At 68.4% G+C, this 25,549-nt stretch carries 21 protein-coding genes; 3 read left to right on the top strand and 18 right to left on the bottom strand.

Features of this window, described 5'->3' with window-relative positions; genetic code table 11:
• Positions 1-92 precede the first annotated feature (92 nt).
• From BC102111_RS15190 to hflX, 3 genes are read right to left on the bottom strand one after another with little or no spacing between them, the layout of a single operon-like run.
• The gene (locus BC102111_RS15190) at positions 93-335 is read right to left on the bottom strand and encodes a hypothetical protein (RefSeq protein ID WP_101624768.1); all 243 of its coding nucleotides are present in this window, start codon (positions 333-335) and stop codon (positions 93-95) included.
• Between the two features lie 31 nt (positions 336-366).
• A complete protein-coding gene (locus BC102111_RS15185) occupies positions 367-2,352 on the bottom strand; it encodes an ATP-dependent DNA helicase (protein WP_101624767.1) in 1,986 nt (661 codons plus the stop codon).
• Positions 2,349-3,824, bottom strand: a complete 1,476-nt coding sequence (gene hflX, locus BC102111_RS15180) for a GTPase HflX (RefSeq protein ID WP_063250556.1) — start codon at positions 3,822-3,824, stop codon at positions 2,349-2,351. The genes BC102111_RS15185 and hflX overlap by 4 nt, the downstream gene beginning before the upstream one ends.
• 89 nt (positions 3,825-3,913) lie before the next feature.
• Between hflX and BC102111_RS15175 the strand changes: the two genes are divergently transcribed.
• Complete coding sequence (locus BC102111_RS15175) at positions 3,914-4,531, top strand: class I SAM-dependent methyltransferase (protein ID WP_101624766.1); 618 nt, start codon at positions 3,914-3,916, stop codon at positions 4,529-4,531.
• Positions 4,532-4,583: 52 nt separating this feature from the next.
• On the opposite strand, the gene dapF is transcribed toward BC102111_RS15175, so the two are convergent.
• The 12 genes from dapF to BC102111_RS15115 form a co-directional block, all read right to left on the bottom strand.
• Complete coding sequence (gene dapF, locus BC102111_RS15170) at positions 4,584-5,549, bottom strand: diaminopimelate epimerase (protein WP_101624765.1); 966 nt, start codon at positions 5,547-5,549, stop codon at positions 4,584-4,586.
• A complete protein-coding gene (gene miaA / locus BC102111_RS15165) occupies positions 5,546-6,484 on the bottom strand; it encodes a tRNA (adenosine(37)-N6)-dimethylallyltransferase MiaA (protein ID WP_101624764.1) in 939 nt (312 codons plus the stop codon). Before miaA ends, dapF begins: the two co-directional genes overlap by 4 nt.
• A 1-nt stretch (position 6,485) precedes the next feature.
• A complete protein-coding gene (locus tag BC102111_RS15160) occupies positions 6,486-7,133 on the bottom strand; it encodes a hypothetical protein (protein ID WP_101624763.1) in 648 nt (215 codons plus the stop codon).
• A gap of 1 nt (position 7,134) precedes the next feature.
• Positions 7,135-8,631 (bottom strand): tRNA (N6-isopentenyl adenosine(37)-C2)-methylthiotransferase MiaB, encoded by a 1,497-nt coding sequence (gene miaB / locus BC102111_RS15155; RefSeq protein WP_101624762.1) that lies wholly within the window; start codon positions 8,629-8,631, stop codon positions 7,135-7,137.
• Positions 8,632-8,675: 44 nt separating this feature from the next.
• The gene (locus BC102111_RS15150) at positions 8,676-9,416 is read right to left on the bottom strand and encodes a regulatory protein RecX (RefSeq protein WP_009378515.1); all 741 of its coding nucleotides are present in this window, start codon (positions 9,414-9,416) and stop codon (positions 8,676-8,678) included.
• 4 nt (positions 9,417-9,420) lie between these two features.
• Complete coding sequence (gene recA, locus BC102111_RS15145) at positions 9,421-10,506, bottom strand: recombinase RecA (protein WP_009378512.1); 1,086 nt, start codon at positions 10,504-10,506, stop codon at positions 9,421-9,423.
• A 223-nt stretch (positions 10,507-10,729) separates the two neighbouring features.
• Entirely contained in the window at positions 10,730-10,957 is a 228-nt protein-coding gene (locus BC102111_RS15140; protein ID WP_063250563.1) for a DUF3046 domain-containing protein, read from the bottom strand.
• Positions 10,957-11,325, bottom strand: a complete 369-nt coding sequence (locus BC102111_RS15135) for a helix-turn-helix domain-containing protein (protein ID WP_373270486.1) — start codon at positions 11,323-11,325, stop codon at positions 10,957-10,959. The genes BC102111_RS15140 and BC102111_RS15135 overlap by 1 nt, the downstream gene beginning before the upstream one ends.
• Before the next feature lie 147 nt (positions 11,326-11,472).
• A complete protein-coding gene (locus tag BC102111_RS15130) occupies positions 11,473-11,979 on the bottom strand; it encodes a CinA family protein (RefSeq protein WP_063250564.1) in 507 nt (168 codons plus the stop codon).
• Complete coding sequence (gene pgsA / locus BC102111_RS15125; protein WP_101624761.1) at positions 11,969-12,703, bottom strand: CDP-diacylglycerol--glycerol-3-phosphate 3-phosphatidyltransferase; 735 nt, start codon at positions 12,701-12,703, stop codon at positions 11,969-11,971. Before pgsA ends, BC102111_RS15130 begins: the two co-directional genes overlap by 11 nt.
• Before the next feature lie 107 nt (positions 12,704-12,810).
• Positions 12,811-15,555, bottom strand: coding sequence for a DNA translocase FtsK (locus tag BC102111_RS15120; protein WP_095376492.1), 2,745 nt, complete (start codon positions 15,553-15,555; stop codon positions 12,811-12,813).
• A 330-nt stretch (positions 15,556-15,885) separates the two neighbouring features.
• The gene (locus BC102111_RS15115) at positions 15,886-16,617 is read right to left on the bottom strand and encodes an ArsR/SmtB family transcription factor (RefSeq protein ID WP_082835024.1); all 732 of its coding nucleotides are present in this window, start codon (positions 16,615-16,617) and stop codon (positions 15,886-15,888) included.
• A 395-nt stretch (positions 16,618-17,012) separates the two neighbouring features.
• Here BC102111_RS15115 and BC102111_RS15110 point away from each other — a divergent pair, with 395 nt between their 5' ends.
• The gene (locus tag BC102111_RS15110) at positions 17,013-18,308 is read left to right on the top strand and encodes an MFS transporter (protein WP_040341832.1); all 1,296 of its coding nucleotides are present in this window, start codon (positions 17,013-17,015) and stop codon (positions 18,306-18,308) included.
• Positions 18,309-18,590: 282 nt separating this feature from the next.
• Here BC102111_RS15110 and aceB read toward each other — a convergent pair whose 3' ends face one another.
• Together aceB and BC102111_RS15100 are read right to left on the bottom strand one after the other, a co-directional pair.
• Entirely contained in the window at positions 18,591-20,195 is a 1,605-nt protein-coding gene (gene aceB, locus BC102111_RS15105; protein WP_095376491.1) for a malate synthase A, read from the bottom strand.
• A 320-nt stretch (positions 20,196-20,515) separates the two neighbouring features.
• The gene (locus tag BC102111_RS15100) at positions 20,516-21,331 is read right to left on the bottom strand and encodes a DUF899 family protein (RefSeq protein WP_095376490.1); all 816 of its coding nucleotides are present in this window, start codon (positions 21,329-21,331) and stop codon (positions 20,516-20,518) included.
• A gap of 477 nt (positions 21,332-21,808) precedes the next feature.
• Between BC102111_RS15100 and BC102111_RS15095 the strand changes: the two genes are divergently transcribed.
• Positions 21,809-23,614 (top strand): L-lactate permease, encoded by a 1,806-nt coding sequence (locus tag BC102111_RS15095; RefSeq protein ID WP_063249005.1) that lies wholly within the window; start codon positions 21,809-21,811, stop codon positions 23,612-23,614.
• Between the two features lie 285 nt (positions 23,615-23,899).
• Here the strand turns inward: BC102111_RS15095 and BC102111_RS15090 are convergent, their stop codons facing one another.
• Positions 23,900-25,546 carry a ribonuclease J gene (locus tag BC102111_RS15090; protein ID WP_009378488.1) on the bottom strand — a complete coding sequence of 549 codons (1,647 nt, stop codon included), beginning with the start codon at positions 25,544-25,546 and terminating at the stop codon, positions 23,900-23,902.
• Positions 25,547-25,549: the final 3 nt, after the last annotated feature.

The raw sequence follows: 25,549 nt of genomic DNA, 5'->3' as shown, positions 1-25,549 counted from the left end.
GGGGTGTGAAATTGCGCGGAGGTTTTACCGCCGAGGGGAGGTTGTGCCACTGCAAGGATGAATGGCCGCCTCGGGGATGACACGAACAGCCCCTATATGCCCGTCATGGAGTCGGCAGTCGAATAGCCCTCCGTCCACTCCCCGTCATGGAACAATGCGACCAGGGTGAACACCATGGCGAGACCGCCCAGAACGAAAAGCACGATCGGCCAGACGTTGAGATATGTGGCACCCATGAGCAAACCGATTCCCCCTCCGGCGAGAAGGACGACACCCGAAAGGAAGCACGGCAGCCAGTATTTCCGATAGGGCTTCTTCTTCCGCTTGCGGGCCATGGCGCGAACTTTACCACCCGGCGGCGGGCCGTCACCCCTTCGCTGCGTCCTCGTCCTTCGTCGCGGCCAGGCGCCCGAGTGCTGTGCGCACGACCGCCGGATCCGTCGTCGGCCACATCTGCGGCATCGAACTGACGAGGTAGCCGGCATAGCGGGCCGAGCGCAGACGCGAGTCGAGGACCGCGACGACGCCCTTGTCCCCCGTCGAGCGGATGAGCCGCCCGGCGCCCTGCGCCAGTCGCAGAGCCGCATGCGTCGCGCTCACCGCCATGAACCCGTTGACCCCGCGCCGGTCGGCGTCCCGGGCCCGCGCCTGCATGAGAGGGTCGTCCGGGCGCGGGAAGGGGATCCGGTCGATGATGACGAGCCGGTTCGTCCGGCCCGGCACGTCGACGCCCTGCCAGAGGGACATCGTCCCGAACAGGCACGCCTCGTCGTCGGCGGCGAACCGGGAGACGAGCGACGGCAGACCGTCGTCGCCCTGGAGGAGGATCGGCAGATCGAGCCGGTCCCGCAGGTGCTCGGCCGCGGCATTCGCAGCCGCACGGGACGAAAAGAGTCCGAGCGCCCCGCCCTTCGAGGCCGTGACGAGGGCTTCGAGTTCGGCCAGCGCTTCCTCACTCAGCCCGCTGCGACCGGGTTTGGGCAGGTGGGAGGCGACGTAGATGATGCCCTGCCGGCCGTAGTCGAACGGCGATCCGACGTCGAGGCCGTCCCACCTCGGCGAGTCGGGGCCGACGAGACCGAGCGAGGCGGCGACGGCGTCGAAGTTCCCGCCGAGCGACAGGGTCGCCGAGGTGGCGACGACGGTTGACTCTTCGAAGATCCCGTGCCGCATCGTTCCGGCCACACTCAGGGGCGCGACGACGAGGTTCGTCGTCTCCCGCTCGCGGAAGGTGCTGCGGCTCAGCCACACGACGTCGTTCTTGCCGGGGTCGCAGAAGCGTTCGGCGAGTTCGAAGATCTCCTGGCACCGGGCCTTCGCCATCTGCCGGCCGGCGTCGGCGTCCTCGCTGCGTCCGCCGATGTCGTTGATGATCTGCCGGGCGGAGTCGCGGATCTGCGTGAGCGCGAGGGCGAGGGGTTCGGGCAAAGAGAGCATGAGCCCTTCGCTCACCCCGGCGGTGGCGCGTTCGAAGGCCGCCGAGGCGGTGTCGAGCATCGCTGTCACCCCGTCCTCGACCGTGGTGTGCTTGCGCACCGCCGAGGTGGCCGCCGAGAGCATGCCCGTGTTGATCTGGCCGGACAGGGCATTGGTCACCCGGTCCTTGAGCTCGTGCGCCTCGTCGATGATGATGACGTCGTGTTCGGGCAGGACGGCGTTCTCCCCGAACGCGTCGATCGCGAGCAGGGCGTGGTTGGTGACGACGATGTCCGCCTCGGCGGCGGCGTTGCGGGCCTGTTCGGCGAAGCATTCGGTGAAGAGCGGACAGTTCGAGCCGAGGCAGTCGAAGGCGTTGACGGAGACCTGCGCCCACGCTTTGTCGCTGACGCCGGGGATGAGGTCGTCCCGGTCGCCGGTCTCCGTGGTCTTCTCCCACGTGCGGATGCGTTGGATCTCCTCGCCGAGGCCTGACCGGTCGGCGGGCTTCCGTCCGGCGGCGGCATCGGCGCCGAGGTCGAAGAGCATTCCCTCGTCCTCGTCGGGGTAACCGCCGGCGAGTTTGTGCTTGCACACATAGTTCCGCCGCCCCTTGAGCAGGGCCGCCTTCGGCAGCGGGTCGAGGGACTTCTTCACGGATTTGAACAGGCGCGGGAGGTCACGGTGGATGATCTGCGTCTGCAGGGCGAGCGTCGCCGTGGAGACGATGACCTTCCCACCGGTGCGGCTCGCGTACTCTGCGGCGGGCACGAGGTAGGCGAGCGATTTGCCGGTTCCGGTGCCGGCCTGGACGAGGAGGTGGATGCCCTTGTCGAGCGACGAGGCGACCGCCTGCGCCATCTCGGTCTGACCCTCACGGGTCGACCCGCCGATGGCGCCGACGGCCGCTGAGAGCAGGTCGGCGACCGTGCTCACTCGCCGATGACCATGTCAGGCCGGCGGAACTCCTCGAGTTCGGCGGCGAGCTCGGCCGGGACCTTCGCGTGCATGCCCGTGCCGCCCTCACCGTGCTCTTCGTGATCGACGGTGCCCAGCGCATAGATCTTCGAGACGAGGTCGCCGCGCTCGTAGGGGATGAGCACGGAGACTTCGATGTTCGGCGACGGCAGCTTCTCCTCGATCGTCTCGACGAGGTCGGCGATGCCCTCCCCCGTCGTTGCGGAGACGAACCGGGCGCCCGGGTATTCGGCGCGCAGCGCCGTGACCACGGTCTCGTCGGCGAGGTCGACCTTGTTGAAGACGAGGAGTTCCGGGATGTCACCGGTGTCGACGTCCCCGAGGACCTCGCGGACCGCGCGGATCTGCCCCTGCGGGTCCGGGTGGGAGGCGTCGACGACGTGGAGGAGGAGATCGGAGTCCGAGGCCTCTTCGAGCGTCGATCGGAACGCCTCGACGAGCTGGTGGGGCAGGTTGCGGACGAATCCGACGGTGTCGGTGTAGGTGAACGTGATGCCGTCGGAGGTCCGGGACTGTCGCACCGTCGGGTCGAGGGTCGCGAACAGGGCGTTCTGGACCATCACCTCGGCGTCGGTGAGCCGGTTGAGCAGGGACGATTTGCCGGCGTTCGTATAGCCGACGATCGCCACGGAGGGCACATGGTTGCGGGCGCGGTTCTTCCGCTTCGTGTCCCGGGCGGGAGCCATGCCGGCGATCTGGCGGCGCAGCTTCGCCATCCGGGTGCGGATGCGGCGCCGGTCGAGTTCGATCTTCGTCTCACCGGGACCACGTGAGCCGATGCCGGCACCGCCGGCGACACGGCCACCGGCCTGCCGGGACAGCGATTCACCCCAACCGCGCAGACGCGGGAGGAGGTATTCGAGCTGGGCGAGTTCGACCTGCGCCTTGCCCTCACGGGACTTCGCGTGCTGGGCGAAGATGTCGAGGATGAGCGCGACGCGGTCGACGACCTTGACCTTGATGACATCCTCGAGTCCGCGCCGCTGGCTGGGCGCGAGTTCGGAGTCGATGATCACGGTGTCGGCGCCGACGGCTTCGACGATCTCCTTGAGCTCGGCGGCCTTGCCGCGGCCCAGATACGTTCCCGGGTCCGGCTTGTCGCGGCGCTGGACGATCGCGTCGAGGACTTCGGAGCCTGCGGTCTCGGCGAGGGCGGCGAGTTCGCGGATCGAGTTCTCGGCTTCGTCGAGGGTCGTGTTCCACAGTCCGGCGAGGACGACGCGCTCAAGCCGGATCTGACGGTATTCGACCTCGGTGACATCTTCGAGTTCCGTCGAGAGGCCCGCGACGCGGCGCAGGGCGGCACGCTCGGCGAGGTCGAACTGCGATTCCTCGTCAGCGGCGGCTTCCTTCGGGCTCAGCGCCTGGGCACCTCTGGCGAGGACACGGTCGAGCATCGCTTCCCGACGCTCTTTGTCAGTGGACGTCATTCATTCCTTTGTTCGTGGCAACTGCTGTACACGAAGTACAACGCACATGTGCGTCCATCTATTCTCCCACAGCCGTTTAGACTGGGACGGTGTCGGAGCACTATTTCACCGAGAGCCCCTCGAGTCAGGCCAAACGCCGCGAGATCACCCTCGATCTCGCCGGTCGCACTGTGGCCCTGGAGACGATGAGCGGGACCTTCTCCCCCACCCGTCTCGACCCCGGCACGGCGGTGCTGCTCAAGCATCTTCCCGATCCCGAACCCGGCGACCTCCTCGATCTCGGGTGCGGCTGGGGTCCCATCGCCCTCCATTCCGCGTTCCAGGCCTCCGACGCCGAGGTGGACGTCCGGGTGTGGGCCCTCGACATCAACTCCCGATCGCTCGAGTCGACCGCGGCGAACGCGGCCAGGCTCGGCCTCGATTCGGTCCGCACCGTCACCGCCGACGAGGTTCCCGCGGACGTCCAGTTCTCCGCGATCCGCTCGAATCCGCCGATCCGCGTCGGCAAGGACGTCCTCCATGAGCTCCTCGAGACGTGGCTGCCGCGCCTGGCCCCGGGCGGGCGCGCCGACCTCGTCGTGTCGAAGAACCTCGGCGCCGATTCGCTGCTCACCTGGATCCGCGGGATGCTCGGCGAGGGGTTCACCGCCGAGCGCACCGCCTCGTCGAAGGGCTTCCGGATCCTGACGATCCACAGGGACGCCTGAGCCTCCCCCGCCGACGCGGGCTCATCGAATGTTCCCCCGCCGAGGCGGTCGCTCAGTCGATCGTGCCCGTGGCGACGAGCACGGCCGGACCGGCGAGGGTGACGGTTCCCTGGTCACCGTCCTCATCAGGGGTGATGCCGATGCGCAGGCGTCCCCCGGGGACGTCGACACGCCACTGCAACGGTGAGGTCGGTCCCGCCCAATGGTGGGCGGCGATGGCCGCCGCGCACGCCCCGGTGCCGCAGGATCGGGTCTCGCCGACTCCGCGTTCGGACACCCGCATGCGCAGGGCGCCTTCGCCTCCGGCGAGGTCGCTGCGGGCCGGTTCCATGACGATGAACTCGACGTTCGACCCTTGCGGGGGCACGGGGTCGAGGACGGGAGCGTCACGGAGGTCGGCCGCGGAGAGTTCGGCCGCCTCGGCGAGGGCGACGACGGTGTGCGGATTCCCCGTCTCGACGGAGAGCCCAGGTCGGGGGACGTCGATGCCGTCGGTGGTGACGAGGGTCTCGGCGGTCTCATCGATCGACCAACGGCCCATGTCGACGGTGTACCACGCGTCCTCGGGGCCTCCGGGGGTCGACGCCGTCGACGGCTCGGTCTCGCCGAGGGCCGGGTTGAGGGTGATGCGCACGGTCTTGATGCCGTCCCGGGTGCCGACTTTGATCTCCTCGCTGTCGGCGGGGACCCGGCTGGTCTCGAGCAGGGCATGAGCGAAGACGCGCACCCCGTTGCCGCACATCTCGGAGAGGCTGCCGTCGTGGTTGTAGTAGTCCATGAACCATTCAGCGCCGGCAGCGGCCTGCTCGTCGGCGCCGGGGATGCCGCTGTCGGCTGAGCGCACGATGCGGATGACGCCGTCGCCGCCGAGGCCCGTGCGCCGGTCGGCGAGCAGCGCGACGGTCTCGGGATGGAGGGTGAGGTCGCCGCCGTCATCCTCGAGGAGGACGAAGTCGTTCTCGGTGCCGTGGCCCTTGTGGAACCGGGTGCCGGCGAGTGCGGCGAACGGGGTATTCATGACTCCAGTCTAACGATGTCCAGGGCCCGGTCGAGCTTCGCCCCCGCCTCGGCGACTCCGGAGTCGATCCAGGTCACGCGCGGATCGCGGCGGAACCATGTGTCCTGGCGGCGGGCGAACTGGCGGGTGCGCACGATCGTCGATTCGCGGGCGGACTCGGCGTCGATGGCACCTGCGAGGTAGTCCTGGATCTGCGCGTAGCCGATCGCCCGCGACGCGGTCTTCCCGTGGGCGAGCCCCTGGTCGAGGAGAGTGCGGACCTCGTCGACCCACCCCGCGTCCCACATCAGACCGACGCGGGCGGCGATGCGCTCGTGCAGAGTGCTGCGGTCGAGGGCGAGGCCGATGTGGATCGTCGGTTCGATCGCCGTGTACTCGGGCAGGGATGCGGTGAAGGGCTGTCCCGTGAGCTCGATGACCTCGAGGGCTCGGACGATGCGGCGGACGTCGTTGACGGTGATCTTCTCCGCGGCCGTGGGGTCGAGGTCGGTGAGTTTCGCGTGGGCGGCCCACCGGTCGGCGTCGACCTCGGTCTCGAGTCGGGCGCGCACCTCCGGATCGGTGCCGGGGAAGTCGAGGTGGTCGGTTGCGGCACGGGCGTAGAGTCCCGACCCGCCGACGAGGATCGGCCGGTTCCCGCGGGCGCGGATGTCGGCGATCGCGGCCCGCGCCTGCTCTTGGAAGGTCTGGACGTTCGCTTCGTCGGTGACGTCAAGGATGTCGATGAGGTGGTGCGGGACGCCGCGGCGTTCGTCCGGCGGCAGCTTCGCCGTGCCGATGTCCATCCCGCGGTAGAACTGCATCGCATCCGTGTTGACGATCTCCCCGCCGAGGCGCTCTGCGAGGTCGAGGGCGAGATCGGACTTCCCCGTCGCCGTCGCTCCGACGACCGTGATGACGGGTGGGTGCTCGTGGGTCTCGGCGTGCTCGCCCATCTCAGTACTCGATCTCGGCGCAGAGGGTGCGGACGTCGTGGACGGTCGTGTCGACGATGATGGTCGTGCGGTGACGAGGGGTCGTCGTTGTCGTACCGAGCGCGCGACCGAGGAGGTCGAGGTCGGCGTGGACTGCCGCGGCCTTGCCGACGAGGTCGCGCAGTCGCTCGACGTCACCGGCTCGCACGGCGTCGACGACGGCGGTGTCGAATTCGCGTGCTCCGGCCACCGGCGCCAGCGGTGAGTCCGCCGAAGCGGCCGCGGAGAGGTCGATCGGGATGAGGATGTCGTCACCGGAGCCCAGTGGTCCGATGGTCACTCCCGCGTCGTGCGCGTGGAGGGCCGCGACGCTCAGTCCCGGGTGGGCGAAGGCACACCGCTTGCGCTCGGCTTCGTCGAGCTCGGTCGCTGCCTCCACCCAGTCCGCCCCGTCGAGGCGTTTGCCCGTGCGGGTGTCGATGCCGCGGTCGATGCCGAACCCGCCGAGGCCGAGGAGTGTCGGGAGCGTGTCGACGGGCAGGGCCCACCGGTCGGCTGAGGTCAGGGTCGCACAGATCCCGGCGCGCACCTCGGCGACGGACTCTGTCTCGGAGAGATCGACGTCGGGAAGGAGAACGGGGGCTGAGGGGATGAGCGCGAGGCGGCCCATCTCAGCTGCGGGGGCGGATCGTCGGCATGCCGAGGACCGTGGCACCGCCGGCCGATGAGCCGGGGCTCGGTGCGCCGCACGAGTCGGCCTGGGCGCGGTCGTAGGCGTCGCCGGCGCGGGAGGGGCGCACGCTGTACCCGGTGTCGGCGAGGACGAAGTAGGGTTTTGCGTCGGTGACGGTCGCGGTGACGAAGTCGCCGGGTCGCGGTGCCGGTGTGCCGTCAGGAAGTCCGACGTGGACGAGGCGGTTGTCGGCGGCGCGACCGCTCAGGCGCGGGGAGTCGGCGCTCGGCAGTCCGGTGACGAGGACCTCGACCTCGGTGCCGATGAGGGCCCGGTTCTCCTCCCACGCGATCTCGTCCTGGACGGCGATGAGGCGTTCGAAGCGCTCCTGGACGACCTCTTTGGGCAGCTGGTCGGGCATCGTCGCGGCCGGGGTCCCCGGACGGATCGAGTACTGGAAGGTGAAGGCCTGGGAGAACCGGGCTCGACGGACGATGTCCATTGTGCCTGCGAAGTCCTCCTCGGTCTCGCCGGGGAAGCCGACGATGATGTCGGTGGTGATCGCGGCGTTGGGGATGCGGTCGCGCACGGAGTCGAGGATGCTCATGAACCGGCTCGTCCGGTAGGAGCGGCGCATGGCTTTGAGGATCCGGTCGGACCCGGACTGCAGCGGCATGTGCAGCTGCGGCATGACGGTGGGGGTCTCGGCCATCGCCTCGATGACGTCGTCGGAGAACGCGGCCGGGTGCGGGCTGGTGAAGCGGACGCGTTCGATGCCCTCGACGTTGCCGACGGCGCGCAGGAGCTTCGCGAACGCGCCCTTATCGCGGAATTCGGCGCCGTAGGAGTTGACGTTCTGGCCGAGCAGGGTGACTTCGACGACGCCGTCGGCGACGAGGGCTTCGACCTCGGCGAGGATGTCGCCGGGACGGCGGTCCTTCTCCTTGCCGCGCAGGCTGGGGACGATGCAGAACGTGCACGTGTTGTTGCAGCCAACGGAGATCGAGACCCAGCCGGAGTGCTGGGATTCGCGGCGGCTCGGCAGGGTCGAGGGGAAGACGTCGAGGCTTTCGAGGATCTCGACTTGGGCCTCGTCGTTGTGGCGTGCGCGTTCGAGCAGCGCGGGCAGGGATCCCATGTTGTGGGTGCCGAAGACGACGTCGACCCAGGGGGCCTTCTTGACGATGGTGTCGCGGTCCTTCTGCGCCATGCATCCGCCGACGGCGATCTGCAGACCGGGGTGCTGCTCCTTGACCTTGGCGAGGCGGCCGAGGTTGCCGTAGAGACGGTTGTCGGCGTTCTCGCGCACTGCGCACGTGTTGAACACGACGACGTCGGCCTGGGATTCGACATCGGCGGGAACGTATCCGGCGTCGTCGAGGAGTCCGGACAGGCGCTCGGAGTCGTGGACGTTCATCTGGCAGCCGTAGGTCTTCACCTCATAGCTGCGCGGGTGAGCGTCGGTGGCGTGCGGGGCGTCGATGAGTTCAGTCATGGCCCCACCATTCTACCGCCGTCGAGCACGCCCCTGTCTCCGACTCAGGTCTCAGCGAGGACCTCTCGTGTGACCTTGAGGCAGATCGTCGAGGAGAAGCCACGGCGGGCGAGCATCCCGAGGATGCGACGCTCGCGGATCTCATGGGCGAGACCCCGGGTCGAGCGCGCCTTCTTCTCGGCGACCTCCCGGGCGAGGTCCTCCTCGCCGTCGACCTCCTCGACGACACCGGCGATGGTCTCCTCGTCGATGCCCTTCTTCACCAGCTGTCGGCGCAGGGCCGAACGGGAGAGCTTCCGGCTCTCCCGCTGGGCTTTGGCGAACCGCTGGGCGAACTGGGTGTCGTCGAGGAGGTTCGAGCGCTCGAGCTTCGTGATGAGGCGGTCGACGACCGCAGGGTCGATGTCGCGGCGCAGGAGCTTCTCGCGCAGCTCGGTCGACGAGTGGTCGCGCATCGCGAGCATGTTGAGCGCGGTCTTCTTCGCCTTCGCATACGCCTCGGCGAGTTCCGGAGAGTCCGCGAACGGCTCGTCGGGCACGGTACCGGCCGGCTCACCCGCGCTGGGACCCGCGCCGGGCACTCCCTGAGCGGAACGTGCCGAACCCGGCCCCGGCTCGGCGGATTCGGTCGAACCCACCGCGCCCTCGGAACCGGTGCCCGACGTCTCCTCGGCGTCACCGGCGTCGAGTCGCGCGAAGAAGCCCGTCCCGCCGGCGGCCTGTCGGGATTCGAGGTCCGACAGGGCCCGGCGGAGGTCGGTGAGCGTCTTCGGGTCCTCGCTCATGGCCTCACGAGACCTCGACGTCGTCGGACTCCTCAGCGGCAGGAGCGTCGGCGGGATCCTCGTCGACCTTGATCAGCCCCATCTTGTGCTTGATCTTCAACTCGATCTCCTCGGCGAGGCCGGGGTTGTCGCGGAGGAAGTTGCGGACGTTCTCCTTGCCCTGGCCCAGCTGGTCGCCGTCGTAGGTGAACCACGAACCGGACTTGCGGATGATCCCGTTGTCGACGCCCATGTCGATGAGGCTGCCTTCGCGGGAGATGCCGTGGCCGTAGAGGATGTCGAACTCGGCCTGCTTGAACGGCGGGGCGACCTTGTTCTTGACGATCTTCGCCCGAGTGCGGTTGCCGATCGCGTCCTGGCCCTCCTTGAGGGTCTCGATGCGGCGGACGTCGATGCGCACGGAGGCGTAGAACTTCAGCGCCTTGCCGCCCGAGGTGGTCTCGGGTGAGCCGAAGAAGACGCCGACCTTCTCACGGAGCTGGTTGATGAAGATCGCCGTGGTCTTCGACTGGGCGAGTGCTCCGGTGATCTTCCGCAGTGCCTGCGACATGAGGCGGGCCTGGAGGCCGACATGGCTGTCGCCCATCTCGCCCTCGATCTCGGCCTTGGGCACGAGCGCTGCCACCGAGTCGATGACGATGATGTCAAGGGCGCCGGAGCGGATGAGCATGTCGGCGATCTCGAGCGCCTGCTCACCGGTGTCGGGCTGGGACACGAGCAGCTGGTCGGTGTCGACGCCGAGCTTCTTCGCATACTCGGGGTCGAGGGCGTGCTCGGCGTCGATGAACGCAGCGATGCCGCCGGCCTTCTGCGCGTTCGCGACGGCGTGGAGGGCCACGGTCGTCTTACCGGAGGACTCCGGACCGTAGATCTCGACGACGCGGCCGCGCGGGAGACCGCCGATGCCCAGGGCGATGTCGAGGGAGACCGAACCCGTCGGGATCGACTCGATCGGCTCCCGGACTCCTTCGCCGAGGCGCATGATCGCGCCCTTGCCGTAGTTGCGGTCGATCTGTCCGAGGGCGGCGTCGAGGGCCTTCGACTTGTCGCCGCCGGTGGGGATCTGCAGGTTCTTGGGTGTACGCGCCATGACCTCTCCTAAGGTGTCGTTTCCTGTGAGACCAACGCTAGAAGACGGCACTGACATGAGGACAGAGGAGGATTCTCCCCTGTGGACAGTCGGCCACTCGTGGTCACAGGTCCCGTGATTCGCTCACCAGCATAGCCCATATGGGAACAGGTGTTCGATATATGTCGGCGTGTCGGGCGAAGATCTGTCCGAACCACCAGGCATGCCGCAGCCCCGGATGAGGTCAGAACGGCGTCGACCGGGGCTTCTCCTTGCCGAGGCGACGGGAATCGGGGACGCCCATCGAATCGCACACGGCGATCCAGATGTCGCGGGGTTCGATGCCGCGACGGAACGCCTCGGCGGCGGTGATCGACCCGATGCTGCTCAGGGTGAGGTCGGTGTGGAGTGAGGCCGCGCGAGCCTCACCGAACTCCTCATTCATGAGGGTCCAGTAGAGGGTGTGGCGCATTACGGCTTGGCTGCCAGCCGCGGAGACGGATATCCGCCGGGGTGTCCGAGGATCTTGTCCGAGAGCTCCTGCGGGATGGTGTCCGGGATCTCGACGCCCTCTGCCAGGGCGAAGCGATCGGAGACCTCGGTGAGCAGCGCCGAGACGGGGAGATCGAGGGCTTCGCAGATCGCCGACAGGAGTTCGGAAGAGGCTTCCTTCTGTCCGCGTTCGATCTCGCTGAGGTAGCCGAGCGAGACGCTGGCTCCCGTGGAGACATCGCGCAGCGTCCGTCCCTGACGGCGGCGAGCGGAACGCAGGGCGTCGCCGATTTCAACTCTCAGTAACATTGTGCGTCCCTCCCTTTGCTCGCGCGATCGTGCATTCAACTTTACAGCCCGGCCGCGCGGACGCGCCAACCTGGGCGGGTGAGATCGGGGTATTGCCAGTCCTTTCGGAGAAACCGGCACGGTGGCATTTCAGTGCGTATGTCATGTTGATGAGACAACCGCTGAGACAGGGAACTTATTCCGCGCTCATTCACCGCCGGGACCGAAGGCGAGTTTCGTCGTGAACTCGCCGAGGCGCTCGACCATGGTCTCGACCGTGGCCCGCCGGATCGCCTCCCGGTCCCCCGTGAAGTGATGCTCGAGGACTTCTGCTCGGGAGCCGAAGGCGACAGCCGTGAAGACGAGTCCGACCTCCTTGCCGTCCTGCGGATCGGGTCCGGCGACCCCGGTGCACGAGACCCCGATGTCGGCGATGCAGGCGCGAGCGGCTCCGACGGCCATCTCCGCGGCGACGTGCGGGTCGACGGGTCCGGTCTCCTCGAGACGGTCGGCATCGACCCCGGCAAGGGTCGCTTTGAGGTCGGTGGCATAGGTGACGAGTCCCCCGCGGACGACCGCGGAGGCGCCGGGGACGTCGACGAGAGTGGAGATGAAGCGTCCCGCGGTGAGCGATTCCGCCGAGGCGACCGAGAGTCCCAGCCGCGTGCACGTGGCGATGATGCCCCGGCACGTCGCGAGAAGGTCAGCGGCCATCGTCGGACTGTGACTGGCCCGGAGTGCCGTCATCGCGAGTGCCACCAGGGTTGCGTTCGCCGAGTTTGCCGCCGCTGTCCGCATTGCCGGCAGGTGCGCCTGCCTCCCCCGCATGCGCGGCGCGGGCGAGCTTCGCCGCCTGGATGCAGTAGTCGACGCCGGTGACGATCGTGACGATGATCGCGGCGACGAGGACGAGCCACGCGATGACGAGGAGGACGACGGCGACGACACCGGGCCCGAGGAACGCGAGCGGCTTCCACAGGAGCAGGAGGCCGATCGCCACGGTCTGGAGGACGGTCTTGATCTTGCCGCCGCGGGAGGCGGGCATGACGGCGATGCGGATCATGAAGAACCGCAGCACCGTGATGCCGAGTTCACGGACGAGGATGATCACGGGCACCCACCACGGGACCTCGCCGACGACGGCGAGGCCGATGAGAGCCGCTGCCATGAGCGACTTGTCGGCGATGGGGTCGGCGATCTTGCCGAAGTCCGTGATGAGGTTGTACTTGCGAGCGAGGTCGCCGTCGATCTTGTCGGTGAGCATCGCCAGGAGGAACACCGCGAGCGCCCACCACCGCGTCGTCATGTTCTGCCCGCCGTCGCCCAGAAGCAAGACGAGGAAGACGGGAACGAGCAGGATCCGCACGACAGTCAGCGCGTTGGGGAGGTTCCAGTTGCTCGGGGCGGCCTCGGGTGGGGTCTCAGCTCGTTCGTTCACACCTCAACCCTATCGGAGACCCCTGGCAATGAGACGGAGCCGACCGCTCATCGTGGGCGATCGACTCCGCAATCGTTATGCCAGCCGCCTCACAGCGGCCCGTGGCCTCAGCGGCCGGTGAGCTGCCAGGCGTCCTCTCCCGAGGCCTCGACGACCTCGAGTCCCGTCTCCGGGTCGATGTCGCCGACCCGCAGATCCTCGGCATGGCCGACGCCGTTGCCGTAACGGTCCTCCCTCGCCGAGGCGGTCCCCCGACTGTCGTCGGACGCACCGTACTCGTCGCCGGAGTCACCGTAGTCGTCGTCGAAGTCCTCGGCGAAGTCATCGGCAGCCGAGGCACCCGCGGAGGGACCTGCCGCCTCGGCGGGTGGGGTCTCCCCCTTGATGACGGCCAGGGCCGCCGGCAGATCCTCGGGGCGGACGAGGACGTCTCGGGCCTTCGATCCCTCGGAAGGGCCGACGATGCCGCGGGACTCCATGAGGTCCATGAGGCGACCGGCCTTCGCGAAGCCGACACGGAGCTTGCGCTGGAGCATCGAGGTCGAGCCGAACTGGGTGGTGACGACCTGTTCGGCGGCCTGGAGGAGGAGTTCGAGGTCGTCGCCGATCTCCTCGTCGATCTGCTTCTTCGGCGCCTCGACGGCGACGTCCTCGCGGTAGTTCGGGGTGAGCTGGCCCTTGACGTGCTCGACGACCTTCTCGATCTCGGACTCATTCACCCACGCACCCTGGACGCGCATCGGCTTCGCCGCACCCATCGGCAGGAACAGGGCGTCACCCTGCCCGATGAGCTTCTCCGCACCGGGCTGGTCGAGGACGACACGGGAGTCGGCGAGCGAGGACGTCGCGAACGCGAGCCGGGAGGGCACGTTGGCCTTGATGAGGCCGGTGACGACGTCGACGCTGGGACGCTGGGTGGCGAGCACGAGGTGGATGCCGGCGGCGCGGGCGAGCTGCGTGATCCGCTGGATCGAGGCCTCGACGTCGCGGGGGGCGACCATCATGAGATCGGCGAGCTCGTCGACGACGACGAGGAGGTACGGGTAGGGCTGGAGGACCCGCTCGGACCCGGGCGGCACCTGCACGCGGCCCTCGCGGACGGCCTTGTTGAACTCCTTGATGTGCTTGAAGCCGAAGTTCGCGAGGTCGTCGTAGCGGGCGTCCATCTCGCGCACGACCCATTCGAGCGCCTCGGCGGCCTTCTTCGGGTTAGTGATGATCGGGGTGATGAGGTGCGGGATTCCCTCGTAGATCGTCAGCTCCACGCGCTTGGGGTCGACGAGGATCATGCGCACCTCGTCGGGGGTCGCGCGCATCATGATCGAGGTGATCATCGAGTTGACGAAGCTCGACTTACCGGCACCGGTGGCACCGGCGACGAGGAGGTGGGGCATCTTCGAGAGGTCGGCGACGACGAATCCGCCTTCGACGTCCTTGCCCACGCCCATGACCATCGGGTGGTCGGTCTTGCGGGCGGCCTTCGAGCGGAGCACATCGCCGAGGGCGACGTTCTCGCGGTCGGAGTTCGGGATCTCGATGCCGATCGCCTTCTTGCCGGGGATCGGTGAGAGGATGCGGACGTCGGCGCTGGCCACGGCGTAGGCGATGTTCTTCGACAGCGCGGTGACCTTCTCGACCTTCGTGCCCGCACCGAGTTCGACCTCGTACCGGGTGACCGTGGGTCCGCGGGAGAACCCGGTGACCTGGGCGTCGATCTTGAACTGCTCGAGGACGTCGCGCAGGGCCTCGACGACGCGGTCGTTGGCCTCGGAGCGCTCCTTCGCGGGCGGTCCGGGGACGAGGTAGTCCGAGTTCGGCAGGGTGTAGGTGACGTCGCCGGCGAGGGTGAGCTGTTCGACGCGTTCGGGCAGCTGCTCGGTCGGGGGCGGTGCCGGGGTGTTTGTCGTCGGCACCGGCGCCGAGGCGGCAGCGGAGTTCGCGGTGTGCGCGACGGTCGGCGCGTCCTCCATGCCGATGGCCTTCTTGAGCGCCGAGGCCTCGCGTTCGGCCTTCGTCGGGCGGCGCTCCCCGGGCTTGAACTGGGGTTCGGTCTCGATGACCGTGGTCGCGGCCTCCTCGTCGGAGACCTCCTCTTCGCGGATGTAGGCCTTGTCGTAGGCCTTGTCGGCGAGGTCGTCGTCGACGGGGGTGTCGAGCTCGGGGATCTCGGTCTTCTTCTTCCGGCTGCGGCGCTTGGCGCCCATGACCGGTTTGAGGCTCGAGGTATGGGTGTTCTCGGCCACGAGATCGGTCGAGTTCGCCTCGGCGGTGTCGGCATCCTCGGCGTTCGGGGTCGGCCGGGCTCCGCCGGTCAGGCGCTGGTAAAGCGCGGTGAGCCGGGTCGGGATCGCGCGGACCGGGGTCGCGGTGACGACGAGGAGGGAGAAGAGTCCGAGGAGGACGAGCAGGGGGACGGCGACGTAGACGGTCGTGGCGATGACGAGCGGGGAGGAGATGACGAAGCCGAGCGCTCCGCCGCCGTTGGCCATCGCCTCGCGGGAGTTGACGAAGCTCGGGTTGCCCGCGGCGATGTGGGCGAGTCCGGCCGCCGAGAGGAGCAGCAGGACGATGCCGATGAGGATCCGGTTGTTGCCGCGGTTGTCGTCGCCGCGGAGGAAGAGGCGGATCGCATAGGCGAGGAAGACCACCGGCAGGGCGAGTGCGACGCGGCCGAAGGTGCCTTCGACGACGTTGCGGACCACATCGCTGATCGCGCCGGGGATGTTCCACCATTCGAAGGCGGCGATGACGATCGAGAGCCCGACGAGGAAGAAGGCCGTGCCGTCCCTCTTCGTCGGTGACTGCTCGTCCGGTTCGTCACTGAGGATCTTTCGCGCACGGTTTCCGGCCATGTGGGCCACTCCCCTCCACGCACCGGTGACAACGTTTGTCCCGGGGTCTTCGGTCCCCGCTTGTCCGGAACCGCCCTTCGCCTTGGAGGCCGCCTTAGAGGCAGAGCGCTTTCCGGTACCAGAAGCGGGGGAAGTCGTTCTGGTCGCCATGCTCCATATCCTAGGGCGATTCGGCGCGCGGGGCCTGCAAATCCGGAGGTCTCGGCGCGCCTTGAGGGTCGTGTTGCTTCGACGCGGTGATCCGACAAAAACGCGGTCTGCTAACCGCGTTTTTGTCGGATCACCGCGTCGGTGTTCGGAGGGGCGTCGCGTCACCGCGTTTGTGTCGGATCACCGCGTCGGTGGCTGCTCGTCGTCGGGGCCGCCGAGGCGGTCGCCGGGAGAACTGGTGCGCGCGCTCGGGTGCATGGCGACGAAGACCGCCCACTCGCGCGCCTCGGCGCCGTCACTGCGGGCAGCGGAGTTCCGGGAGCGGAAGTCCTCGAGCAGGTCCTCGAGTCGCTGCCGGAACTCGTCGACCTCCTCAGCGGTGAGCATCGCGGCCATCCGACTCATCGTCCGCTCCTCATACGGAGCTGCCGAGAACTCCGCGGAGAACGCATCGATCATCGGGTTCGTCACGTCACCGGCGTCGATGAACCAGCTCTTGCCGGTCGCGAGGTACGGGATCTCCCGTGCGCCGCGGCGACCGCGGCGCACCTCCTGGGCCGCGAGGAACCCGGTGTCGGCGAGCATCCGCACGTGGTGGAGGGAGGTCGCAGGATTGAGCCCGGTCGCCTCGGCGATCTCACGGTTGGTCAGCGCCTCATTGAGGCACAGGCGCAGGATCCGGAGCCGCACACTCGAGGCGAGCGCCTTTGCCTCTGCGTCGGTGGCGTCGCGGCGCTCGATCGCCACGGCGACACGCTCGGCGTCGCGGGTGGGGCGCTCGGCGTCGCGGGTGGGGCGCTCGGCGTCGCGGGTGGGGCGCTCGGCGCCGCGGGTCAGGGGCTCGCTGTCGCGGCCAGTGCTTGGCGGTGGGCCTTCTCGCCCCTCGCCAGGCATTGCCGGCTTCGCGTTCATGGCGTCTCCGCATTCATGCCGTCAACGCTAGCCAACGGTTGAGAGAAGTCAATCACTTCGTAATGGGGCATTGTCCGCCGAGCGCAGTGGTGTCAGACTACTGATTGAGAGAACTCAATCACTGCTGTGATTCCCGCTGACTCGAAGAAGAGCCCATGAGCACAGACGACGCTACTGATCCGCCGACTACACCGGTGCCGACGACACCGCCCCCGATGCCTTCACCGCTGCCCGCACCGGCCTCTCAGTCAGAGCCGGCGGAATCGTGCCCGAGCACCACTCCCCCGGACTCACCGTCGAACGCAAGCACGTCGTCAAGCAGCATGCCCCCGACAGCACCGTCGAGCGACACTGCGACACAGACCGAGCCAAGGTCCTCACCCGCGGACAGCGCTCTGCCGACTTCGTCGTCGAGCTCTGGCTCTCCGACCGGACCACGCTCTCTGTGGCGCCACCACGACTTCCGGCAGCTGTGGATGGGCGACACTGTCTCCGTCTTCGGCAACCAGCTCGTCCTCTTCGCCCTCCCTCTCATCGCCGTGCAGCTGCTCGAGGCGAACGCGTTCGAGATGGGCGTCCTCGCCGCGCTCGAGAACGCCGCCTTCCTCCTCATCAGCCTCCCGGCCGGCGCTTGGGTCGACCGGATGCGCAAGCAGCAGGTCATCGTCGCAGGCGATCTGCTCCGCGCCGCGTTCCTCCTCACGATCCCGCTCGCGTGGGCGCTCGACCTGCTCACCATGGTCCAGCTCTGCATCGTCGCAGCATGCGTCGGCGTCGTCACCGTCTTCTTCGACGTCGCGAACCAGTCCTATCTGCCCGAGATCGTCGCGGGCGACCAGATCGGCGACGGCAACGGCAAACTTCAGGCGAGCCAGCAGACCGCCCTCGTCGTCGGCCCCTCGACGGCGTCAGGACTTGTCGGCCTCATCGGCGGACCACTGACGATCGCGGTGACGAGCGTGTGCATGGGACTCTCGAGCCTCTTCGTCAGCCGCATCCGCCACCGCGAAGACACGCCACAGCCCGACAGCAGACCGACGCTCGTCGCCGACATCCGCGAGGGCCTCGCCTTCGTCTTCGGACACCCGCTGCTGCGCCGGATCGTCGCATGCACGGGCCTGTCGAACTTCGCCTCCTCGGCGATCTTCGCACTCCTCGTCCTCTACGCGCTGCGCACCCTCGACCTCAACCAGTTCCAACTCGGACTCGTCATGTCCCTTGGTGCCGTCGGCGGCATCGTCGGGGCACTGAGTTCGTCGTGGGTGCAGAAGGTTATCGGCGAGGGCCGCTCGATCGCGGTCTCGGCGACGCTGTCCGGCCTCACCTCACTCGCCGTCCCCCTCGCCTCCGTCCTCCCGTCGCTGCCGACGCTGCTCATCGGGTGGCTCGTCCTCTCATGCTGCGTCGTCGTCTACAACGTCACGCAGGTGAGCTTCCGCCAGCGGCTGTGCCCGAAGCCGCTGCTCGGGCGGATGAACGCCTCGATCCGCTTCCTCGTGTGGGGTCCGATGCCCGTGGGCGCGTTCCTCGGCGGGACCATCGCGCAGGGGATCGGCATCGTTGCCACACTGTGGATCTTCGCGGGCCTCGCCGTGCTCTCCGCCCTGCCGGTGCTCATCTCCCCGCTGGTCGGGATGCGCACGCTCCCCCGCGAACTCGACGCCCTCGCCGACTCCACGACGACATCGTGACCCCGGCCCCGCCTCGGCGAGGGAACACCACTGGACCACATCGACAACAACGCGGTGACACAACCGACCAGAAACAACAACGCGGTGATCCGGCAAAAACGCGGTCTGCTAACCGCGTTTTTGTCGGATCACCGCGTCGGTGGTTGCGGAGTGTCGGATCACCGCGTCGGTGCCGCCTGATCGCCGGACGACGCCCGCGCCTCAGGCCTCAGGGCCTCGCGCCGCAGGCCTCAGGGCCTCAGGCCTCAGGCCTCAGGGCCTCAGGGCCTCAGGCCTCAGACCTCAGGCCATCTTCGCGTACGCGGGCAGGGTGAGGAAGTCGACGTAGTCGGGGGCGACGGCCACGGAGAGGAAGAGGTCGGTGGCGTCCTTCCAGTCGGATTCGTCACCGGGAAGCTTCGCGACCTCCTCGGCGACGAGCTTCTCGACGAGCTCCCGAGTGACCTTCTCACCGGTGTCGAGTTCGACGCCTGCGTCGAGCCACTGCCACACCTGGGAGCGGGAGATCTCGGCGGTCGCCGCATCCTCCATGAGCCCGTGGATCGCGACCGCACCGTTGCCCTCGAGCCACGCCCGCAGGTACTGGATGCCGACGCTGATGTTCGTCCGCAGCCCCGCCTCGGTGATGGCACCCGGGGTGGATTTGACGTCGAGGAGCTCGGCGGCGGTGACGGAGACATCCTCGCGCTTGTTGTCGATCTGGTTGGGCTTGTCGCCGAGGGTCTCGGTGAAGACCTCCTTGCACAGGGCGACCATGCCCGGGTGGGCGACCCACGAGCCGTCGAAGCCGTTGCCGGCCTCACGGGACTTGTCCTCGCGGACCTTGGCGAACGCCGCTTCGTTGGCCTCGGGGTCCTTGGCCGGGACGAACGCGCTCATGCCGCCGATCGCATGCGCCCCGCGCTTGTGGCACGTGCGCACGAGCAGCTCGGTGTAGGCACGCATAAAGGGCACCGTCATCGTCACGTCCGAACGGTCGGGCAGGAGGTAGTCGGAGCCGCGGGAGCGGAAGTTCTTGATGACGGAGAAGATGTAGTCCCAGCGGCCGGCGTTGAGGCCCGCGGAGTGCTCGCGGAGTTCGTAGAGGATCTCCTCCATCTCGAACGCCGCCGGATAGGTCTCGATGAGCACGGTCGCGCGGATCGTGCCGCGGGCGAGGCCGAAGGAGTCCTCAGCGTGCTCGAAGACCTGGTTCCACAGGCGCGCCTCGAGGTGGGACTCCATCTTCGCAAGGTAGAAGTACGGGCCCTTGCCCTTCTCGATCTGGAGCTGCCCGGCGGTGGCGAAGTAGAGCGCGAAGTCGACGAGCGACCCCGAGGTCTCCTCACCGTCGACGAGGATGTGCTTCTCCGGCATGTGCCACCCGCGGGGGCGGACGACGATCGTCGGCAGCTCCTCGTCGGGGGCGAGCGTGTACTCCTTGCCCTCGGGCGAGGTGAAGTCGATCTCGCGGGTGAGGGCGTCGAGGAGGTTGATCTGACCGCCGATGACCGAGTCCCACTGCGGGGTGTTCGCGTCCTCCTGGTCGGCCAGCCACACCTTCGCACCCGAGTTGAGCGCATTGATCGTCATCTTCTTGTACGTCGGGCCGGTGACCTCGACGCGACGGTCCTCGAGGCCGGGCGCAGGCGGGGCGACCTGCCAGGTCTCGTCCTCGCGGATCTCCTTGGTCTCGGGAAGGAAGTCGAGGTCGGCGCCGTTCGCGATCTCCTGCTGGCGCACCCGGCGGGCCTCGAGACGCTCGAGGCGGTCCCCGTTGAATTTCCGGTGCAGCTCGGCGATGAGCTCGAGCGCCTGCGGGGTGAGCACCTTCTCCGCCCCGTCGGGCAGCTCGCCCCTGATCTCCATCCCTGCGGGAACGTCGAGGTTCTCGATATGAGCAGTCATCGGTGGTTCTCCTTCTACAGCACCTCTGCGGTGCGTCGAGTATCGCTGGCAACGGGGTTTGACCGGCGAAACTTTCACATCGTGAAATTTATTGTTCACACACCGAAAAGACTATGACGTGATCCACGTCTCGTCAAACCTCTGCCGGAGCCGTGTCCGCACACCCCCTCGCCGAGGCGGGACCACCCCGAGAATGGCCCGTTCGTGGCGTCGGGGTCGGGGACCCCGGACGGGTGCCCAGCACCAGGGGCCGCGTGCCTGCGCCCCGCGAAGGGGACCGGGGGCGCCCGGTCTCAGCGTCGGGCGACGCGGCGCGGTTCTCAGTGACCGTGGCCGTCGCGTCCGAGCGAGGTCACCGGCGCCGCGCCGTGCCGCGTCCACTGGGGAACCGGGCGCGATGTCGGGCCCCATGTGGCCCGTCCCGCGTCGTCGGTGCGCCAGTACCATCCGACCGGCGACCCGCGTCCGCCGACGGGCGATCCCGCGTCGGGGACCTCAGGCCAGTCCTCGGGCACGTCCTCCCACCCCTCGCGCCGACCCAAGGGAGTCATGTCGAGGAGACCGAGGAACCCGGTCACCGGTTCGACACCCCGTCCGGTCGTCGAATACGTGAGGAACACCCGGTCGCCTCGGCGAACGAAGCTGAGCAGGGACCCCATGTCCCCACCGAGCGGTTCGTCGAGACCGCGGACGGAGAACCACGGCTGCTCGTATCCCATGAAGTGGACGTACGGGCGGACCTCGGACCACGCCCCGGAGGTGAGGACGGCGAAGGAGACGCCGCGGGCGTTGAGGTAGACGGAGTCCTGGAGGCTCCAGGCCACGGCGGTGCAGCCTTCGCACTGACCCTGATGGGGTGCGCCGTCGTACCACATGTGCTTGTAGACGATGAGTTCGTCGCGGCCGTCGAAGAGCTCGCGGAAGGCGACCGCGCCGTCCTCGCCATGGACCTCGGCGTCACCGTCGATCTCGACCATCGGCAGGGTGCGACGGGCGGCGGCGATGGCGTCCGCCTCGGCGGTGTGGGCCTTCTCCCGGTCGAGGAGCTGGGCGCGTTCGTTGCGCCACGTGTCGGCGTCGACGACCTCGGGCAGGCCGGGAATCGTCTCGTCTGACTCTCTGGGGATGAACGTCATGAGCTCCGACTCCTTCGTCAGCCGCGGGCAGCCGACTGCCAGCGGTGCGCTGTGTGCGAGCGAGCGGCCCACGCCCCTGGTGGAGGTCCCCAGCCGGAGTTCTCCGGGTGGAGCTCTCCTGCCGGAGGTCGTGTGACGCCCGACACTGACGACATTATCGGCCCTGGCGAGCCGACTCAAGACCCACAGGCGACCTTGGCGTCCGGACCAGGCCGGTTGGGAGGATGGGCTGGCGGCCAGGTTGACGGTCGGGCGGGCACAGCTGGGCCGCCTCGGCGGGGGTGGGGGCCGCCTCGCCGGGGGCGGCGGGCCACCTCGGCGGACCGATGACGCCACCCGACCGATCGACCTCACCCCGCCTCGGCGAGCGGACTGCACCCTTGACCAGGGACATCGGTCCGGGCAAAGATGACACCAGAGGCCGTGCCCACCGCGGCTCCCCTACCAGTGGCAGCGTCGCCACGGATCGGAACGACGATGGACAACCTTGCCGTAGCCGCCCTTCTCGCCCTCACTCCGATCCTGCTCGCGGGCGTCCTCCTCATCGGCTTCCGCTGGCCGGCGAAGTACGCGATGCCCGTCGGACTCATCGCCGCAGCCCTCGTCGCGAACTTCGCATGGCAGATCGAATGGGTGACGATCGCCGCCTCCGTCGTCCAGGGCCTGCTCGTGGCGATCGGACTGCTGTGGATCGTCTTCGGCGCACTCCTCCTGCTCGCGACGATCACCCGGTCCGGCGCCATCGAGACGATCCGCGCAGGCTTCGTCTCCATCTCCCCCGACCGGCGGGTCCAGGTCATCATCGTCGCGTGGCTCTTCGGGTCCTTCATCGAGGGCGCCGCCGGCTTCGGCACCCCGGCCGCCGTCGTCGCCCCGCTCCTGCTCGCCCTCGGGTTCCCCGCGATCGCCGCGGTCCTCGCCGGGCTCATCATCCAGTCGACGCCGGTGAGCTTCGGTGCCGTGGGCACCCCGATGATCGTCGGCATCGGCACCGGCCTGTCCCAGGAGGAAGGGTCCATGTCGCCCGACGTCGCCGCCCGCGCCGCCCAGCTCGGCCTCGACCAGTCGCAGTTCGTCGCCCACACCGCCGTCCAGGTCGCCCTCATCCACGCGGTGTGCGGCATCCTCATCCCGCTGCTGCTCGCGTGCCTGATGACCGGGTTCTTCGGGGAGCGGCGCCGGTTCGCCGATGGACTCGCCGTCGCCCCATTCGCGATCTACTCCGCGTTCGCGATGATCGTGCCCTACATCCTCGTCGCGATGTTCCTCGGTCCTGAGTTCCCCTCCCTGCTCGGCGGGCTCATCGGGTTGGCCATCGTCGTCACGACCTCCCGCATGGGATTCCTCATGCCGAAGACGGTCTGGGACTTCGCGCCCCGATCGATGTGGCCGGCCTTCTGGATGGGCACCGTCGACCCCGCCGACGAGGCCGCGCACCTGCAGAAGAAGATGTCACTGGCCCGAGCCTGGGCGCCCTACCTCATCGTCGTCGCCCTCCTCCTCATCACCCGCAACGTGCCCCCGATCAAGGAGTTCCTCAACGGTCCGGCCGTGATCAAGATCGAGGGGATCTTCGGAACCCCGATCAACCAGAACATGGATCTGCTCTGGTCGCCCGGCGCGATCTTCGTCCTCGCGTGCGGACTGACCTACCTCATCCACCGGATGACGAAGGAGCAGATCGGGTCGTCGTGGCGGATCGCCGGGGGCCAGATCGCCGGAGCCGCCGTCGCACTCCTGTGCTCCCTGCCGCTCGTGCGCGTGTTCATCAACTCCGGGTCGGACTACAACAACGCGGGCCTCGATTCGATGCCGGTCACCCTCGCCGAGGCGGCCGCCTCCACCGTCGGCGACGCCTGGCCCCTGCTCGCCCCCTTCATCGGGGCGCTCGGCGCATTCGTGGCGGGATCGAACACGGTCTCGAACATCATGTTCTCCCAGTTCCAGTTCTCCACCGGCGTCGCGATCGGCGCGGCCTCGCCGGAGACGGTGGTGGCCGCACAGGCCGTCGGCGGGGCGGCGGGAAACATGGTCGCCGTCCACAACGTCGTGGCCGCCTCGGCGACGGTCGGTCTCATCGGGCGCGAGGGCGAGCTCATCCGGCGCACGTCGATCCCCATGCTCGTCTACGCGCTCACTGCCGGTGCGCTCGCGTTCATCGGCATCAACGGCCTGGGCGCGAATTCGGGCACGGTGGTGCTCAGCGCGGTCGTCGTCGGCCTCATCGTCCTCGTCGTCCTCGCGCGGAAGTCGGCAGGAAAGCCGCTCGTCGCGAACGCCTGACGTGGTGGGCACTGGGCGCGAGCGGGCGCTCAGCCTGACGCCGGCGGGCGTCGGCCGCCCTCCCCCGCGACTTGAGGACCCGCAGTGTCGATTCGAGCGTCCAGAATCGACACTGGGCGTCCTCGACTCCGGGCAATCCGCCCGCCATGCCACCGCACACACGGCAAAAGCGCGGTGAACCGACACAGGCGCGGTGAAATCACCACGCGCGTGTCGGCTCACCGCGCTCAAGCAGCACCCAGCGGCCGCCGACAAGCGACCGGCCGCCGGCGACCGCGCAGATCCTCAGACGATGACGACCATGGGGACGATCATCGGCTTGCGCCGCAGCTTCGAGGACACCCAGCGCCCGACCGTGCGGCGCACGACCTGCTGGAGCTGGTACTGGTCCGTCGTCCCCGACTCGAGGGCCTCCTCGACGGCCTTGGTCACCTTGGGGATGATCGAGTCGAAGACGGAGTCGTTCTCGGCGACGCCGCGGGCATGGATCTCAGGGCCGGCGATGAGCGTCTTCGTCTGCGAGTTCACGGCGAGGAAGATCGTCACGAAGCCCTCACCGGCGAGCACGAGACGGTCCTTGAGATCCGCCTCGGTGATCTCACCGACGGACGAACCGTCGACGAAGACGTAGTTGCAGTCGACGGCACCGACCACCTCGGCGTGGCCGTCCTTGAGGTCGACGACCCAACCGTCGTCGGCGAGGACGATGTTGTCGGGATCGACCCCGGTCGCCTCGGCGTGGCGGGCGTTGGCGAGCAGGTGTCGCCACTCGCCGTGGACGGGCATGACGCCGCGGGGCTTGACGATGTTGTAGCAGTAGAGGAGCTCGCCGCCGGACGCGTGACCGGAGACGTGGACCTTCGCATCGGCCTTCGAGATCACCTTCGCGCCGAGCTTCATGAGGCCGTTGATGACCTTGAACACCGAGTTCTCGTTGCCGGGGATGAGCGAGGAGGCGAGGATGACGGTGTCGCCGTCGCCGACCTCGATGCGGTGGTTGCGGTTGGCCATGCGGGAGAGCGCTGCCATCGGCTCGCCCTGGGACCCGGTGCACATGAGCACGACCTGGTCGTCGGGCAGGTCGTCGACGTCCTTGATGTCGATGAGCACGCCCTTGGGCACGTCGAGGTAGCCGAGGTCGGCGGCGATCTTCATGTTGCGCACCATCGACCGGCCGACGAGGGCGACCTTGCGTCCGTGCGCGCTCGCGGCGTTGAGCACCTGCTGCACGCGGTGGACGTGCGAGGAGAACGAGGCGACGATGATGCGGCGCTCGGCGTGGCCGAAGAGGTTCTCGAGCACCGGGCCGATGTCCTTCTCGAGCGCGGTGAAGCCGGGGACCTCGGCGTTCGTCGAGTCCGTCATGAACAGGTCGACGCCCTCCTCGCCGAGGCGGGCGAAGGCGCGCAGGTCCGTGATCCGGCCGTCGAGCGGGAGCTGGTCCATCTTGAAGTCACCGGTGTGGAGGATGTTGCCGGCACCGGTGCGGATGAAGACGGCGAGCGCGTCGGGGATCGAGTGGTTGACGGCGACGAACTCGAGGTCGAAGGGCCCGAGCTGGTCGGTGTCACCGGCCGCGACGACGCGGGTGATCGGCTTGATCCGGTGCTCCTTGAGCTTCGCCTCGATGAGCGCGATCGTCAGCTTCGAGCCGAGGATCGGGATGTCGGGCTTGCGCTTGAGGAGGTAGGGCACGGCTCCGATGTGGTCCTCGTGGCCGTGGGTGAGGACGAGGCCGACGATGTCGTCGAGGCGGTCGTCGAGGTAGGAGAAGTCGGGGAGGATGAGGTCGACGCCGGGCTGCTCCTCCTCGGGGAAGAGGACGCCGGCGTCGACGATGAGGATCTTGCCGTGGTATTCGAACACGGTCATGTTGCGCCCGACCTCGCCGAGGCCGCCGAGGGCGACGATGCGGACCGCTTCCGGGTCCATCTT

Origin of the sequence: Brevibacterium casei CIP 102111 (assembly GCF_900169275.1) — a bacterium.
GTDB classification, from domain to species: domain Bacteria; phylum Actinomycetota; class Actinomycetes; order Actinomycetales; family Brevibacteriaceae; genus Brevibacterium; species Brevibacterium casei.
This window is presented reverse-complemented; position numbering and strand designations above follow the sequence as displayed.